The organism is Thermobifida alba (genome assembly GCF_023208015.1).
Lineage (GTDB): Bacteria > Actinomycetota > Actinomycetes > Streptosporangiales > Streptosporangiaceae > Thermobifida > Thermobifida alba.
This window is the reverse complement of record NZ_CP051627.1, coordinates 4,752,001-4,765,835: the sequence shown is the minus strand read 5'-3', so window position 1 is coordinate 4,765,835 and position 13,835 is coordinate 4,752,001. Positions and strand designations below refer to the sequence as shown.

The 13,835-nt window shown below is 73.2% G+C and carries 12 protein-coding genes; 8 read left to right on the top strand and 4 right to left on the bottom strand.

Annotated elements, in window-relative coordinates; translation table 11 throughout:
• Nucleotides 1-44: 44 nt before the first annotated feature.
• Nucleotides 45-2,243 carry an ATP-dependent DNA helicase RecG gene (gene recG / locus FOF52_RS21310; RefSeq protein WP_248591665.1) on the bottom strand — a complete coding sequence of 733 codons (2,199 nt, stop codon included), beginning with the start codon at nucleotides 2,241-2,243 and terminating at the stop codon, nucleotides 45-47.
• A 328-nt stretch (nucleotides 2,244-2,571) separates the two neighbouring features.
• On the opposite strand from recG, the gene rpmB reads away from it, so the two are divergent.
• Nucleotides 2,572-2,760, top strand: a complete 189-nt coding sequence (rpmB, locus tag FOF52_RS21305; protein ID WP_248591664.1) for a 50S ribosomal protein L28 — start codon at nucleotides 2,572-2,574, stop codon at nucleotides 2,758-2,760.
• Nucleotides 2,761-3,070: 310 nt separating this feature from the next.
• On the opposite strand, the gene FOF52_RS21300 is transcribed toward rpmB, so the two are convergent.
• Both FOF52_RS21300 and FOF52_RS21295 read right to left on the bottom strand, forming a co-directional pair.
• The gene (locus FOF52_RS21300) at nucleotides 3,071-3,763 is read right to left on the bottom strand and encodes a cellulose binding domain-containing protein (protein WP_248591663.1); all 693 of its coding nucleotides are present in this window, start codon (nucleotides 3,761-3,763) and stop codon (nucleotides 3,071-3,073) included.
• Nucleotides 3,764-4,005: 242 nt separating this feature from the next.
• Nucleotides 4,006-4,968, bottom strand: a complete 963-nt coding sequence (locus FOF52_RS21295; RefSeq protein WP_248591662.1) for a thiamine-phosphate kinase — start codon at nucleotides 4,966-4,968, stop codon at nucleotides 4,006-4,008.
• Nucleotides 4,969-5,108: 140 nt separating this feature from the next.
• Between FOF52_RS21295 and FOF52_RS21290 the strand changes: the two genes are divergently transcribed.
• Together FOF52_RS21290 and FOF52_RS21285 are read left to right on the top strand one after the other, a co-directional pair.
• Nucleotides 5,109-5,348 (top strand): Lrp/AsnC family transcriptional regulator, encoded by a 240-nt coding sequence (locus FOF52_RS21290; protein ID WP_248591661.1) that lies wholly within the window; start codon nucleotides 5,109-5,111, stop codon nucleotides 5,346-5,348.
• 22 nt (nucleotides 5,349-5,370) lie between these two features.
• Entirely contained in the window at nucleotides 5,371-5,841 is a 471-nt protein-coding gene (locus tag FOF52_RS21285; RefSeq protein ID WP_248591660.1) for a DUF3515 domain-containing protein, read from the top strand.
• 81 nt (nucleotides 5,842-5,922) lie between these two features.
• Here the strand turns inward: FOF52_RS21285 and FOF52_RS21280 are convergent, their stop codons facing one another.
• On the bottom strand, nucleotides 5,923-6,600 hold the full coding sequence (locus FOF52_RS21280) for a DUF3105 domain-containing protein (RefSeq protein WP_248591659.1): 678 nt from the start codon (nucleotides 6,598-6,600) through the stop codon (nucleotides 5,923-5,925).
• A 99-nt stretch (nucleotides 6,601-6,699) separates the two neighbouring features.
• Here FOF52_RS21280 and FOF52_RS21275 point away from each other — a divergent pair, with 99 nt between their 5' ends.
• From FOF52_RS21275 to cydC, 5 genes are all read left to right on the top strand, one after another.
• Nucleotides 6,700-7,368, top strand: coding sequence for a DUF305 domain-containing protein (locus FOF52_RS21275; protein ID WP_248591658.1), 669 nt, complete (start codon nucleotides 6,700-6,702; stop codon nucleotides 7,366-7,368).
• Nucleotides 7,369-7,543: 175 nt separating this feature from the next.
• On the top strand, nucleotides 7,544-8,995 hold the full coding sequence (locus FOF52_RS21270; protein WP_248591657.1) for a cytochrome ubiquinol oxidase subunit I: 1,452 nt from the start codon (nucleotides 7,544-7,546) through the stop codon (nucleotides 8,993-8,995).
• A gap of 9 nt (nucleotides 8,996-9,004) precedes the next feature.
• Complete coding sequence (gene cydB / locus FOF52_RS21265) at nucleotides 9,005-10,033, top strand: cytochrome d ubiquinol oxidase subunit II (protein ID WP_248591656.1); 1,029 nt, start codon at nucleotides 9,005-9,007, stop codon at nucleotides 10,031-10,033.
• A gap of 19 nt (nucleotides 10,034-10,052) precedes the next feature.
• The gene (gene cydD / locus FOF52_RS21260; RefSeq protein ID WP_248591655.1) at nucleotides 10,053-11,864 is read left to right on the top strand and encodes a thiol reductant ABC exporter subunit CydD; all 1,812 of its coding nucleotides are present in this window, start codon (nucleotides 10,053-10,055) and stop codon (nucleotides 11,862-11,864) included.
• The gene (gene cydC, locus FOF52_RS21255) at nucleotides 11,861-13,648 is read left to right on the top strand and encodes a thiol reductant ABC exporter subunit CydC (protein ID WP_248591654.1); all 1,788 of its coding nucleotides are present in this window, start codon (nucleotides 11,861-11,863) and stop codon (nucleotides 13,646-13,648) included. The genes cydD and cydC overlap by 4 nt, the downstream gene beginning before the upstream one ends.
• Nucleotides 13,649-13,835: the final 187 nt, after the last annotated feature.

The window sequence follows — 13,835 nt, the reverse complement described above, 5'->3', positions numbered from 1 at the left end:
TCCTCCGCTCCCCGGGGTGGGCCGGGGCGCGCCCCGAGAGCCGGTCAGGCCTTCTCCAGGTATTCCGCGCGGTCGTCGCCGAGGCGCTCCTCCAGGGTCCGGGCCAGCACGGGATGCGCGGCCAGCTCTGGGTCCGCCTCGACCAGGGCGGTCGCCTCCTCCCGCGCCCGGCCGATGAGCTCCTCGTCCTGGGTGATGGTGAGCAGCCGCAGGGTGGCGCTGCGGCCGGACTGGGCCGCCCCCAGGACGTCGCCCTCGCGGCGCTGCTCCAGGTCCAGCCGGGACAGTTCGAAGCCGTCGGTGGTGGAGGCCACCGCATCCAGGCGTTCCCGCGCGGGGCTGCCCTCCTCGGCGTCGGTGACCAGCAGGCACAGTCCCGGCAGACTGCCCCGGCCCACCCGGCCGCGCAGCTGGTGCAGCTGGGAGACGCCGAACCGGTCGGCGTCCATGATCATCATCACGGTGGCGTTGGGCACGTTCACCCCGACCTCGACCACGGTGGTCGCAACCAGCACGTCGACCTCGCCCGCGGCGAAGGCCCGCATGACCTTGTCCTTGTCGTCGGGGGCGAGGCGGCCGTGCAGCGCGGCCAGCCGCAGTCCCGCCAGCGGCCCCCGCTCCACCTCCGCGAGCAGGTCGACCACGGCCAGCGGGGCACGCCGTCCCTGCGCCTCCCCGACCTCCGTGTCGGAGACGAGCTGCCCGGTCTCGTCGGGCTCCTCCCCCTCCCCGCCGATGCGCGGGCAGACGACGTAGACCTGCCGCCCCTGGGCGACCTCCTCGCGGATGCGCTCCCAGGCGCGGGTCAGGAAGTGTGGCTTGTCCCGGGCGGGGACCACGTGGGTGGCCACGGGCGAGCGTCCGGCGGGAAGCTGTTTGAGCGCGACGACGTCGAGGTCGCCGTAGACGGTCATGGCCACCGTGCGCGGGATCGGGGTCGCGGTCATGACCAGCACGTGCGGTCGGCCGTCGGCGGACTTGTCGCGCAGCGCGTCGCGCTGTTCGACCCCGAAGCGGTGCTGCTCGTCCACGACCACCAGGCCGAGGTCGGCGAAGGAGACCTGCTCCTGGAGCAGGGCGTGGGTGCCGATGACGATGCCCGCCCGTCCCGAGGCGGCGTCCAGCAGCGCCTCGCGGCGGGCCGCCGCCCCCAGCGACCCGGTGAGCAGGGCGACCCGGGTGGCGTGCTCGGCGCCGTCGAGCTGCCCCGCCCGGGCGAGCGGGCCGAGCATCGCGGTGATGGAGCGGTGGTGCTGCTGGGCCAGCACCTCAGTGGGAGCTAGCAGCGCCGCCTGCCCTCCGGCGTCCACCACCTGGAGCATGGCGCGCAGCGCGACCAGGGTCTTGCCCGCGCCGACGTCGCCCTGCAGCAGCCGGTGCATGGGGTGGTCGGAGGCGAGGTCGGCGGCGATCACCTCGCCGACCTCGCGCTGCCCCTCGGTGAGGGTGAAGGGCAGGCCCGCGTCGAAGGCGTCCAGCAGCGCTCCGGAAACGCGCGGGCGGGCGCGGGCGGGCTGCCGCTGGGCCGCGCGCCGCCGCTGGGCCAGCGCCACCTGCACCACGAAGGCCTCGTCCCACTTCAGCCGTCTGCGCGCCGCGCGCACGTCGTCCCAGTCGGCGGGGGTGTGCAGGAGCCGGTAGGCCTCGGCCAGTCCGACGAGGCGGTGCCGGGCGCGCAGGTCGGCGGGCAGCGGGTCGGGCAGGTCGTCCAGCGTGTCGAGCACGGTGGCCACGGCCTTGGCGATCTTCCACGAGGTGACCTTCTCCGCCGCCGGGTAGATGGGGATGAGCGCGTCCGCGTAGGCGCGGGCCCGCTCCTGCGCCCCGTCCTCGGTCTCGAACAGCTCGTACTCGGGGTGGGCCAGCTGGCGGCGTCCCCGGTAGACGGAGACCTTCCCGGCGAACAGTCCGCGCCGGCCGGGCAGCAGCCGGTCGCGGTGCCAGCCGGCACGATGGAAGAAGAGCAGGGACAGTTGGCCGTGGCCGTCGGTGACGGTGGCCTCGAAGATGGAGCCGCGCCGGTTGCGCATCGGCCGGGTGGCGCCCCTGAGGACCTCGGCGACCACGGTGACCTGCTCCCCCTCGGCCAGTCCGGCCAGGTCGGTGAGCTCGCCGCGGCGGTCGTAGCGCCGGGGGTGGTGCCGCAGCAGGTCGCCGACGGTGTGCAGGTCCAGAGCGGTGGCCAGGACCTTCGCGGTCCGGTCGCCGAGTCTCTTGGCCAACGGCTCGTGCAGGTCTGTCATGCTCTTCCCCCGACTTCCCGGACCGCGTTCCCGCCCGCGCGGCCCGCCACTGTGGCATCTTACGGATCGTCGCCGGGCTATACTTGATGGAGCGATTATCTTGGGACGGCTCCTCAGCGGGGGACTTCCTGGGGCCGGATTTCCCTTCCGGTTGGCAATCCGGTGTTCGTCCGAAGGTGCGGCTCTCCCGGTTTGGTGGGTCCGCTTCGCCTTCGGGTACGCTTCCACGGTTGGCGCCCAGCGCCGAACCGCTTGCCCATCAGACCTCTCTCGGGTCATCGACGTGCGTGCGAGCACAGCCCGGCCCGAGCGCGTGAATGGAGTTACCGTGGCTTCCGTCTGTGACATCTGCAGCAAGGGACCAGGGTTCGGGAACCGTATCTCGCACTCGCACCGCCGTACCCGCCGCCGCTGGAACCCGAACATCCAGACCGTCCGCACCCGCGTGGGCGGCACGCCGAAGCGGCTGCACGTGTGCACCTCCTGCCTCAAGGCCGGCAAGGTCGAGCGTTCCTGAACATCCCATCCCGCCGCACCGCGCGCGCCCACCGTCTTCGAGCGTCACAGACGAACCGTCGTGGCGCTCGACTGCTCTGCGGGCCCGTTCCGTCCGGACCGCGGGCTCCTCGGCCGCGCGGTGGTGGCGGCGTCCCCCCTTCCGTGACGTGTGCCCCGGGCTGCCGGGTGCCTGCGCGGGGGACGGTTCGCCTCCGGGGTGGCGCGTCGTCCGCGGCCGCCCCGGCGCCGGTGGGGCCCGGTACCGCGGCCGCCCCCGCCGGAACGCTGCTCCCGCCGGGCTGCCTCTCCTGTGCGGAGCCGAAGAGCGGTCAGAGGGAGCAGGACGCGCCGTTGAGGGAGCAGCTCTCCGGCGTGTGGCTGCGCCCCCGCGCGGTGAAACTGACGGTGGTCGACTGTCCCGGGGGAATCCCGCCCGCCCAGGACGGCTGACGGGCGACGAAACCGCCCGGGACCGATTCCCACTCGCTTCCCCACGCCGAGACCACCTGGGCGTCGCTGAAGCCGACCTGCAGCTCCCACCCCTCCAGGACACCGCTTCCGGTGTTGGTGATGGTCAGCTGCCCCATGAAGTGGTCCTCGTCGTAGACGACCTTCTGGTAGGAGACCTGGGGCGTCCCGGTCGCGCTCTGCGGAACGGACACGGGCGGCGGCGGAGGGCTGGGGGCCCCCTCCTGGCGGCCCGGGGCGGCGGCCGCACCGTCCGTCTCGTCCCGCTGCCCCGCCGGAGGGGAGGGCTCCTCCTCGTCCTCTCCCTCCACCGTGATCTCCACCTGGGTGGAGGCGGCCGCCTGGGTGCCGGTGCCGTCCCCGGTGTCGGGGGCGGGTGCGGCCGACGCGGTGACGCCCGGGACCGGCGGGTCCTGGCTCGGTTCCGCGAAACGCAGGTAGATCTGGGTGGTGCTGTAGCTGAACAGCAGGGCGCCGACGATCACCCCGGAGAAGACGACGACACGCAGCGGGCGCGGCGGGGACACCCGTTTGGGTACGGTGCTTCCCAGCACGTGGCCCACTGTGGCCAGCGGACCGCCGCCGGGAGGCTCCGCACGGTGCGCGCCCCGCCGCTCCCGTCCCAGTCCGTGCCTCCGCATAGATTCCGTGCCTTTCCGAGTTCCGGTCGACCGACTCCTCGCTCGGGGGGATCTCTGATGACAGACGAGCCGTCGGTCGCCAGAGCTTAGCGCGACCAGTCTCCCAAAACCGGAATCTTGCCTTTGGGTGACCTACCCATGACTGACCGTCGTTACTACCGGAAATGGTCCCATCCGGGGAGTTCGGGGGCCGCCCCGTCCACGGTGACCCCACGCCCCTCGGCCACCGTGCCGACGACGGTCCACTCGGGGGGCAGCGCGGTGCCCGCGGGGAAGGTGGCGGCCAGCGCGTGGTCCTCTCCTCCGGCGAGCATGTAGTCGAGCGGGGAGCGGGGGGCGGCACCGGCCCGGGCGAGCGCCTCGACCGCCTCCACCAGCGCGGCGGGCGGGCGCAGGGCCGCTTGGCGCAGGGCCACCGCCACGCCGGACGCCGCGGCGATGTGGCCGAGGTCCTGCACCAGTCCGTCGCTGACGTCGATCATGGCGGTGGCCCCCGACTCCGCCGCGGCCGGACCGGCCGCGTACGGCGGCGCGGGCCTGCGGTGCGCGGCCACGCAGGCCGGCTGCTCCTCGGCGATCCCGGCCCGGAGCAGGTCCAGTCCGGCGGCGGAGAGCCCGAGGTCGCCGGTGACCGCGACGAGGTCGCCGACGGCGGCCCCGTCGCGGCGGACGGGAGGGACTCCCCGCAGGTCGCCCAGCGCGGTGACGGCGATGGTGAGGGTGTCGGAGCTGACGACGTCTCCGCCCACCACCGCGGCCCCGGCGGCCGCGCACTCGGCGCGCAGCCCCTCGCTGAGCTCCTCCGCCCAGACGGTGGGCAGGTCGGCGGGGGCGGCGAAACCCACGAGCAGCGCGGTGGGCCTGGCGCCCATGGCGGCGACGTCGGCGAGGTTCTGCGCGGCGGCCTTGTGGCCGACGTCACGCGCGCTGGACCAGTCCCGGCGGAAGTGCCGCCCCTCCACGAGCAGGTCCGTGGTGGCGACGACGCGGCCGTCGGGTGCGGCGACGACGGCCGCGTCGTCGCCGGGGCCGAGGAGGACGTCGTCGGTGGCGGGAAATCTGGCGGTGATCCGGGCGATCAACCCGAATTCCCCGAGGGTTCCAATGGTGCTCGACACAGTTCTCAGGGTACGGTGGCGCTCCGGCACACTGGTCTAGACCCGCTCTCCGTCCGCCGGACGGACGTCTCCGCGGAACGGTCCGCGGGTCCTGCACGACGATCACACGCTCGAACGAAGAGTCGCGGAGGCTTTATCGCATGGTGCAGGCGTACATCTTGATCCAGACCGAGGTCGGCAGGGCGGAACGGGTCATGCCGGACATCTCCGGTGTCGAGGGGGTCACCCGGGTCGACTACGTCACCGGGCCCTACGATGTGATCGTGCGGGCGCAGGCCGAGGACATGGACGCGTTGGGGCGTCTGGTCATCGCGCGGATCCAGCGGATCGACGGCATCGCCCGCACGCTGACCTGCCCGGTCGTGAACGTGGAGTCCTGACCCGGTCTGGAGCCGATACCCGATGCGACGTGCGGCCCGCGCGGTGTTGCGTGTCCCGGTGCTGGCGGTGCTGTTGGCGCTGGCCGCCGGGTGCGGCGCGGTGCGGATGGAGCCGCCCGAGCCCGACGCGCGGACCGCTGGACTGTGCCGGACGATGATGGCGCGCCTGCCCGACACCCTCTACGGCCAGGACCGCGTCCCCGTGGTGCCCGACTCCGATCTGGTGGCGGCCTGGGGGTCGCCGACCATCGCGGTGCGCTGCGGGGTGGAGCGGCCCGCGGGCCTGCGGCCCGAGTCGCAGCTGCTGTCGGTCAACGACATCCCGTGGCTGCCGGAGCCCGCGGCCTCGCCGACCCTGTTCACGGCGGTGGGGCGCGAGGCGTATGTGGAACTGACCCTGCCCGCCACCTACACCCCCTCCGCCGTCGCGTTGACGACGCTCAGCGAGCTGATCGAGGAGGAGATCCCGGCGCTGCCCCCGGGGAGGCTGTGAGGGCGGTCCGTACGACGGCGCCGCGGCCCCTCCCGGGCCGCGGCGCGGACCGTCCGGTGCACGGCCCCGGGACCGTGCCGGTCACTGCTCGCTCTGCTCCATGGTCTGGACGTCTCCGAGGAGGGCGTCCCACGCCTCCTGCGGGTCGGCCTCGGTGAGGTGGACCGCCCCCGAGCAGGCGGCGCCCGGCTCCGGTGTCTGGGGGCCGCGCTCGTAGGCGCGCAGGAAGCTGTTCAGCCGGTGGTCGTCGGCGCTGTCCACGCCCAGCTGCAGTCCCCAGGCGGAGGCCACGATGGGGGAGTCCATCTCGCCCTCGTACGGGCTGACCAGGATGTAGCTGCCGGGGCTGTAGAGCGCCTCCAGCTTCTCGACCTCCGCCTCGGGCAGGTCGGGCCGGTAGGTGATCCAGACCGCGCCGTGCTCCAGCGAGTGGACGGCGTGGAGGTCGCGGAGCGGCTCGTCGTAGACACCGCAGTTCTGCCAGGCCGCGTGGTGGTTGCCGCCGACCGGGGGGCTCTGCTCGTAGTCCACTTCCTCGGTGACGTGCTCGCGGGTCAGGCCGGAGTACTCCTGGAGGCCCTCGATGTTGCGGTTGCGGTAGTCGAGGTAGAACAGGTAGCCGATGCCTCCCGCCACCAGGGCGACCACCGCGACGATGACCGTGATCTTGGTGATCTTGCGGTTGCGGGCCTCGCGTTCCCGCCGCGCACGCATCTCCAGCGCTACCTGGCGTCGCCGTTCCGCTGAACTCTTGCCCACCCGTGACTCCTAGTAGCCGACATCGGTCAGGAATGTAAACATTGTCACCTATGCTCCCGAGGAGGAACATACGCACCAATCAACGCTCTTTCCTCCAGGATGGTTCCGTTGGGTAACGAAGGCGATGACAGGTCCGTAACGGCCTCACTACCGCGGGTACCGCGGCGTGTCCCGCTCCCGGTCGTGGTCTTCCTGGTCGTGCTCGCCGCGGCGGCCGGTCTTCTGGTCAACCGCTCCGACACGCCGCTGGACTCCTCCGCGGACGCGGGCTTCCTGCGCGACATGAGCGCGCACCACGCCCAGGCGGTGGAGATGGCGCTGATCATCTACGACAAGACCGAGGAGCCCATGCTGAAGACGGTGGCCTACGACATGGCCGTCACCCAGCAGGGCCAGATCGGGCGCATGGACGGCTGGCTGGCCGCCTGGGACCTGCCCATGCGCGGCAGCCAGCCGCCCATGACCTGGATGGCCGGCCACGACCACGGGGGAGGCGGCGGCGAGGTGCCGGACCGGATGCCGGGCCTGGCCACGGAGGAGCAGATGGAGGCGCTGCGGGCGGCCTCGGGCGTGGAGGCGGAGATCCTGTTCCTGGAGCTGATGATCGAGCACCACCGGGGCGGGGTGGACATGGCCGAGGCGGCGGTGGAGCTGGCCGCCGAGGAGAAGGTGGTCTCACTGGCCCAGGGCATGATCGACGCCCAGGAGAGCGAGATCGACCTGATGAACGACATGCTGGTGGAGCGCGGGGCCGAACCGGTGGAGTGAGGACCGCGTCCCGGGGCCGGCGGACGGGCGTCCGCCGGCCCGTCGTCTTTCCCGGCCCCTCCGCGGTCTCCCGTGACCCCTGCCGTAATCTACTACACGTCGTAGAACTACAAGTTGTAGTAGTACACTGTGTAGTAGTTCAGGCCCCGGGGCCGTCCTGCTTTCGGAGAGGCGTATGGACGCACTAGACCTCGCACGGTGGCAGTTCGGGATCACCACCGTCTACCACTTCCTGTTCGTCCCGTTGACGATCGGCCTGTCCGTCATCGTCGCCGGCCTGCAGACGGCCTGGTACCGCACCGGCAGGCACGAATACCTGCAGGCGACCAAGTTCTTCGGCAAGCTCTTCCTGATCAACTTCGCCATGGGCGTGGTCACCGGCATCGTCCAGGAGTTCCAGTTCGGCATGAACTGGAGCGAGTACTCGCGCTTCGTCGGCGACGTGTTCGGCGCGCCCCTGGCCATGGAGGCCCTGCTCGCCTTCTTCCTGGAGTCCACCTTCATCGGACTGTGGATCTTCGGCTGGGACAAACTGCCCCGCAAGGTCCACCTGGCCACCATCTGGGCCGCGGCCGTCGGCACCAACCTGTCCGCCTACTTCATCCTCGCCGCCAACGCCTGGATGCGGAACCCGGTGGGCTTCGAGATCAACCCCGAGACCGGACGCGCCCAGCTCACCAGCATCTGGGCGGTGCTCTCCAACGACCAGGCGTGGTCGACCTACCTGCACACGGTCGCCGGATCGTTCATCGCGGCGGGCCTGTTCGTGGTCGCGGTCAGCGCCTTCAAACTGATGCGCGCCCGCTTCCACGGCGACACCGGCACCCCCGGCCAGGCCCCCCACCGCAGCGAACCCGAACTGTTCCGCAAGACCCTGCGCGCCGGCCTGGCCGTCACCGCGGCCGCCGGCCTGGTGGTCGCCCTCTCCGGCCACCACCAGGCCCAGCTCATGGCCCAGTACGAGCCGATGAAGCTGGCCAGCGCCGAGGCGCTGTGGGAGGACGAGGACGGCGCGGGCTTCTCGCTGTTCGCGGTCGGCGACGTGGTCGACGGACGCAACCACGTCAACATCCAGATCCCCCACCTGCTGAGCCTCCTGGCCACCGACAGCCTCGACGGCAACGTCCAGGGCATCAACGACGTGCAGGAACGCTACGAGGACGCCTACGGCCCGGGCTCCTACGTGCCCAACGTCCCCGTCATCTACTGGTCGTTCCGGCTGATGATGGGCCTGGGGCTGGGCGGTGTCGCCGTGGCGGTCGCGGGGCTGTGGCTGACCCGCCGCGGCCGGCTGCCCGAGCAGCGCTGGATGTACTGGGTCGCGGTCCTCGCCCTGCCCGCCGCGCTGGCCGCCAACATCTGCGGCTGGATCCTCACCGAGATGGGCCGCCAGCCCTGGACGGTCGTGGGCGAACTGCTCACCGCGGCCAGCGTCTCGCCCGGGGTCTCCCTGACCGAGGTCGCCCTCTCGCTGAGCCTGTTCACCCTGATCTACGGCGTGCTCGCGGTGGTCGAGGCCGGGCTGCTGTGGCGCTACGTCAAGGCGGGTCCCGCCCACGTCGTGCCGCCCAGGGACGACGACTCCGCAGAGGACCACGACGCCCCCGTCCCCGCGTTCGTCTACTAGGAGCCCGGCATGGATCTCGCAGTCATCTGGTTCGCCGCCATCGCGGTGCTGTGGATCGGCTACTTCGTCCTGGAGGGGTTCGACTTCGGGGTGGGCATCCTGCTGCCCTTCCTCGGCAGGACCAACACCGACCGCCGTGTCATGATCAACGCGATCGGCCCGGTCTGGGACGGCAACGAGGTGTGGGTGCTCACCGCGGGCGGAGCGATGTTCGCCGCCTTCCCCGCCTGGTACGCCTCCCTGTTCAGCGGCTTCTACCTGCCGCTGCTGGTGGTCCTGCTCGCGCTGATCGCCCGCGGGGTGGCGTTCGAGTACCGCGGCAAGGTCGACGACGAGCGCTGGCGCGCCCGCTGGGACCAGGCGATCTTCTGGGGCAGCGCCCTGCCCGCCCTGCTGTGGGGCGTCGCCTTCGCCAACATCGTGCGCGGCGTGCCCATGGACGCCGACCACATCGTCACCGCCGGCCTGCTCGACCTGCTCAACCCGTACGCGCTGCTCGGCGGGCTCACCACGCTGTCGCTGTTCACCCTGCACGGCGCGATGTTCCTGAGCCTCAAGACCGGAGGCGAGGTGCGGGCCCAGGCCCGCCGCGCGGTCCCGGCGATCGCGCTGGTCGCGGTGCCCGCCGCCAGCGGGTTCCTGCTGTGGACCCAGGTCTCCTACGGCACGACGTGGACGCTGCCGCTGGCCGCCGTGGCCGCCACCGCCCTGATCGCCGCCGTCGTGCTGTCGCTGCGGGGGCGGGAGGGCTGGTCGTTCACCGCGACCGCGACGACCATCGCCACCGCGACCGTGGTGCTGTTCGGCTCGCTGTTCCCGAACGTGCTGCCCTCCACCACCAACCCGCTGTACAGCCTGACCGTGGAGAACGCCTCCTCGGCCGACTACACGCTGACCGTGATGACGTGGGTGGCGGTGATCTTCCTGCCCCTGGTGCTCGCGTACCAGAGTTGGAGCTACTGGGTGTTCCGCAAGCGCATCACCCGGGAACACATCGAGCCGACGCCCGCCTACACCGCCCACTCGGGCACCGCCTGATCCGCAAGGGAAGCACCGTATGAAACCCCTCGACCCCCGGCTGGTGCGCACCGCCGGCGCGGTCCGCGTCCACCTCGCCGTGACCGTGCTGTGCGGGGTGGCCGTGACCGGACTGGTCCTGGCCCAGGCCTGGCTCGTCGCACGCGTCATCTCCGGCGCCGCCGCGGGCGAGGGGCTCACCGAACTGTCCTGGGCGGTCGCCGCCGTCGCGGCGGTCGCCCTGGGCCGGGCCGCGCTGTCCTACGGCACCGAGGCCGCCGCCCTGCACTCGGCGGCCCGCGCCAAGTCGCAACTGCGCCGACGCCTGATCGCCCACGTGACGGGCGTCGCACCGGCCGGAGCCCCCGAACCGTCCCCGGGACAGCCGGGCCGGGGAGCGGTCTGGCTGTCCGGGCACAACGGTCCCGACGACGGCGAGGGGGACGGCCCTCCGCGCGCCGGAGAACTGGCCACCCTCGCCACCCGCGGCCTGGACGCACTGGACGACTACTTCGCCCGGTACCTCCCGCAACTGGTGCTCGCGGTCCTCGTCCCCCTCGCCGTCCTGGCCGTGGTGGCCCGGGCCGACTGGATCTCGGCCCTCGTCATCGGCCTGACCCTGCCCCTCATCCCGATCTTCATGGCGCTGGTCGGATGGCACACCCAGGCCCGCACCCAGCGCCAGTGGCGTCTGCTGAACCGGCTCGGCGGCCACTTCCTGGACGTGGTGGAGGGCCTGCCCACCCTCGCCGTCTTCCGCCGCGCCAAGGCGCAGGCCGCCATCATCCGCCGGATCACCGACGAGCACCGGCGGGCCACCATGGGCACCCTGCGGATCGCGTTCCTGTCCGCGCTGGTGCTGGAACTGCTGTCCACGCTCGCGGTGGCGCTGGTGGCCGTCGAGATCGGCCTGCGCCTGATGTACGGCATGGTCGACTACCAGACCGCGCTGCTGGTGCTGATCCTCGCCCCCGAGGCGTACCTGCCGCTGCGCGAGGTGGGGGCCCGCTTCCACTCCAGCATGGAGGGGGTCGCCGCCGCCGAGCAGGTCTTCGCCGTCCTGGACGAGCGCCTCGACCAGGACGGCGCCCGGACCGGCCCCGAGGCCGCGCCGGCCCGGGAGGCGGCCTCCCGCGCCCTGGTCCGCCCCTGCCTCGACGGCTGCGCCGCCCCCCGCATCCGCCTGGACGACGTCTCGCTGACCTACCCGGGACGCACCGTCCCGGCGCTGTCGGGGGTCTCCCTGGTGATCCGCCCGGGACAGCGGATCCTGCTCACCGGCCCCAGCGGATCGGGCAAGAGCTCCCTGCTGGCGTTGCTGCTGCGCTTCGTCGACCCCACCGGGGGCGAGATCCGCGTGGAGCGGCCCAGCGGCGCGGGGTCCGCCCCGCTGGGCCACGTCCCCGCCGACCAGTGGCGGCAGCTCATCGCCTGGGTGCCCCAGCACCCCTACCTGTTCGACGACACGGTCCTGGACAACATCCGGCTGGGCCGGCCGGAGGCGAGCGTCGCCGAGGTGCGCCGCGCCGCCGAACTCGCCGAGGCGCACGACTTCGTCTCCACCCTGCCCCAGGGCTACGGCACCCGGCTGGGGGAGCGCGGCGCGCGGCTGTCCGCCGGACAGCGCCAGCGCATCGCCCTGGCCCGCGCCTTCCTGCGGGACGCGCCGATCGTGCTGCTGGACGAGCCCACCGCGCACCTCGACCCGGACAACGCCGCCGCGGTGCGCCGCGCCGTGGCCCGCCTGCTGGAGGGCCGCACCGGACTCGTCGTCGCGCACGACACCGGATGGTCCGAACTGGTCGACGAGACCGTGCACATCACCGGCGGCCGGATCGGAGCCCCGCTATGAGTCCCACGTCACCCAGGCACACGTCCCGGCCGCTGGCGCGGATGGTCGCACTGGCCCGCCCGCGCGGGACGAGGTTCGCGCTCGGCGTGCTGCTGGGCGCGCTGACCACCGCCGCCGGGGTGGGCCTGCTCAGCGTGGCGGCGTGGCTGCTGGCCACCGCCGCCACCCACCCGCCGATCACCGCGCTCGGCGTCGCGGTGGTCGCCACCCGGGCGCTGGGCGTGACCCGCGGCGTGGCCCGCTACCTGGAGCGCCTGGTCACCCACGACGCGGCGTTCCGCACCCTCGCCGACGTGCGGGTGCGGGTGTACGAGCGGCTGGCCCGCAGCGAGCCGGTCCGCCGCTTCCGCTCCGGTGACCTGGTGTCGCGCCTGGTCAACGACACCGACGCCACCCAGGACCTGCTGGTGCGCGGTCTCACCCCGCCGCTGGTCTCCGTCGTGGTGGGCGGCGCGGTCGTGGCGCTGAGCACGGCCCTGTTCGTGCCGGGCGGCCTGCTGCTGGCCGCGGGCCTGGTGCTGGGCGGGCTGGCCGTCCCGCTGTTCGCGGCCGCGCTGGGCCGCGGGGCGGGCCGCCGCCAGGCCGCGGCGCGCGGGGAGCTGTCCACCGCCCTGGTCGACACCCTCCACGGCGCCCCCGACCTGATCGCCTACGGGGCGATGGAGCGGGCCGTGCGCCGGGTGGAGCGCGCCGACGCCGAACTGACCCGGCTGGCCCGGCGCGACGCCGTGGTCCTGGGCCTGGGCTCGGGGGCGAGCGCGCTGGTCGCCGGGTTGACCGTGTGGGCCACCCTGCTGCTGGGCGTGGCCGCGGTGGCGGGCGGCACGCTGGGCGCGATCCCGTTCGCGGTGGTCGTGCTCACCGCGCTCGCGGCCTTCGAGATCGTCGCACCGCTGCCCGCGGTGGCGGCGAAGCTGGAGGCGATCCGCTCCAGCGGGGCCCGCCTGTTCGACGTGCTGGACACCGAGCCCGCGGTGCGGGTGGTCGACGGCTCCGCCGACCGGCCGGAACCGCCCGGGGAGGGCGGGGCGACGCTGCGGGTGCGGGGCCTGCGGGTGCGCTACGGTCCCGACGAGCCGTGGGCGCTGGACGGGATCGACCTCGACCTGCCCCCGGGCAGGCGGATCGCCGTGCTCGGCCCGAGCGGCTCCGGCAAGAGCACGCTGGCGTCGGTGCTGTTCCGTTTCCGCGACCCCGACGCGGGGACGGTGACGCTGGACGGCGCCGACATCACCGGCCTTCCGGCCGACGAGGTGCGCCGCTTCGTCAGCGGGGTGCCGCAGGACCCGCACATCTTCGCCAGCACCCTGCGGGAGAACCTGCGGCTGGCGCGGCCGGGAGCCGACGACGCGCACCTGTGGGCGGCGCTGGAGCGGGCGCGGCTCGCCGAGGACGTGCGCGCGACCATGCCCGACGGGCTGAACACCGAGGTGGGCGCGCACGGGGCGCGGCTCAGCGGCGGTATGCGGCAGCGGCTGGCACTGGCGCGGGCGCTGCTGGCGAGTCCCCGCATCCTGGTGCTGGACGAGCCCACCACGCACCTGGACCCCGACACCCGCGACGCCGTGCTCGACGACCTGCTGGCGGCCTCCGAGGGCTGCTCCACCGTGCTGATCACCCACGACCTGGCCCGGCTGGAGCGGATGGACGAGATCTACGTGATCGTCGACGGCCGGGTGGTGCAGCGCGGCTCCCACACCGAACTGCTGGCGGAGAGGGGCTGGTACCGCAGCGCCCACGGCCTGGGCGAGCCCCCGCGGGGCGGCCTGCGGGCGGTGCGGTGACCGCGAAGCCCCCCGGTCCGCCGGGGGAACCGGGATCGGTGCTCGTCCTCCTCGGCGGGACCGGGCCGCTCCGGTGCCGACGCCCGCCGGGGAAGGGCGCGGGAGCGCGAGGGCGGAGCGTCCCGCCGCGCCGCCCGAACCGGCACGGCCGCGGTCCCGTCCGCCACCGTTCGCGGCTTGCGCGCCG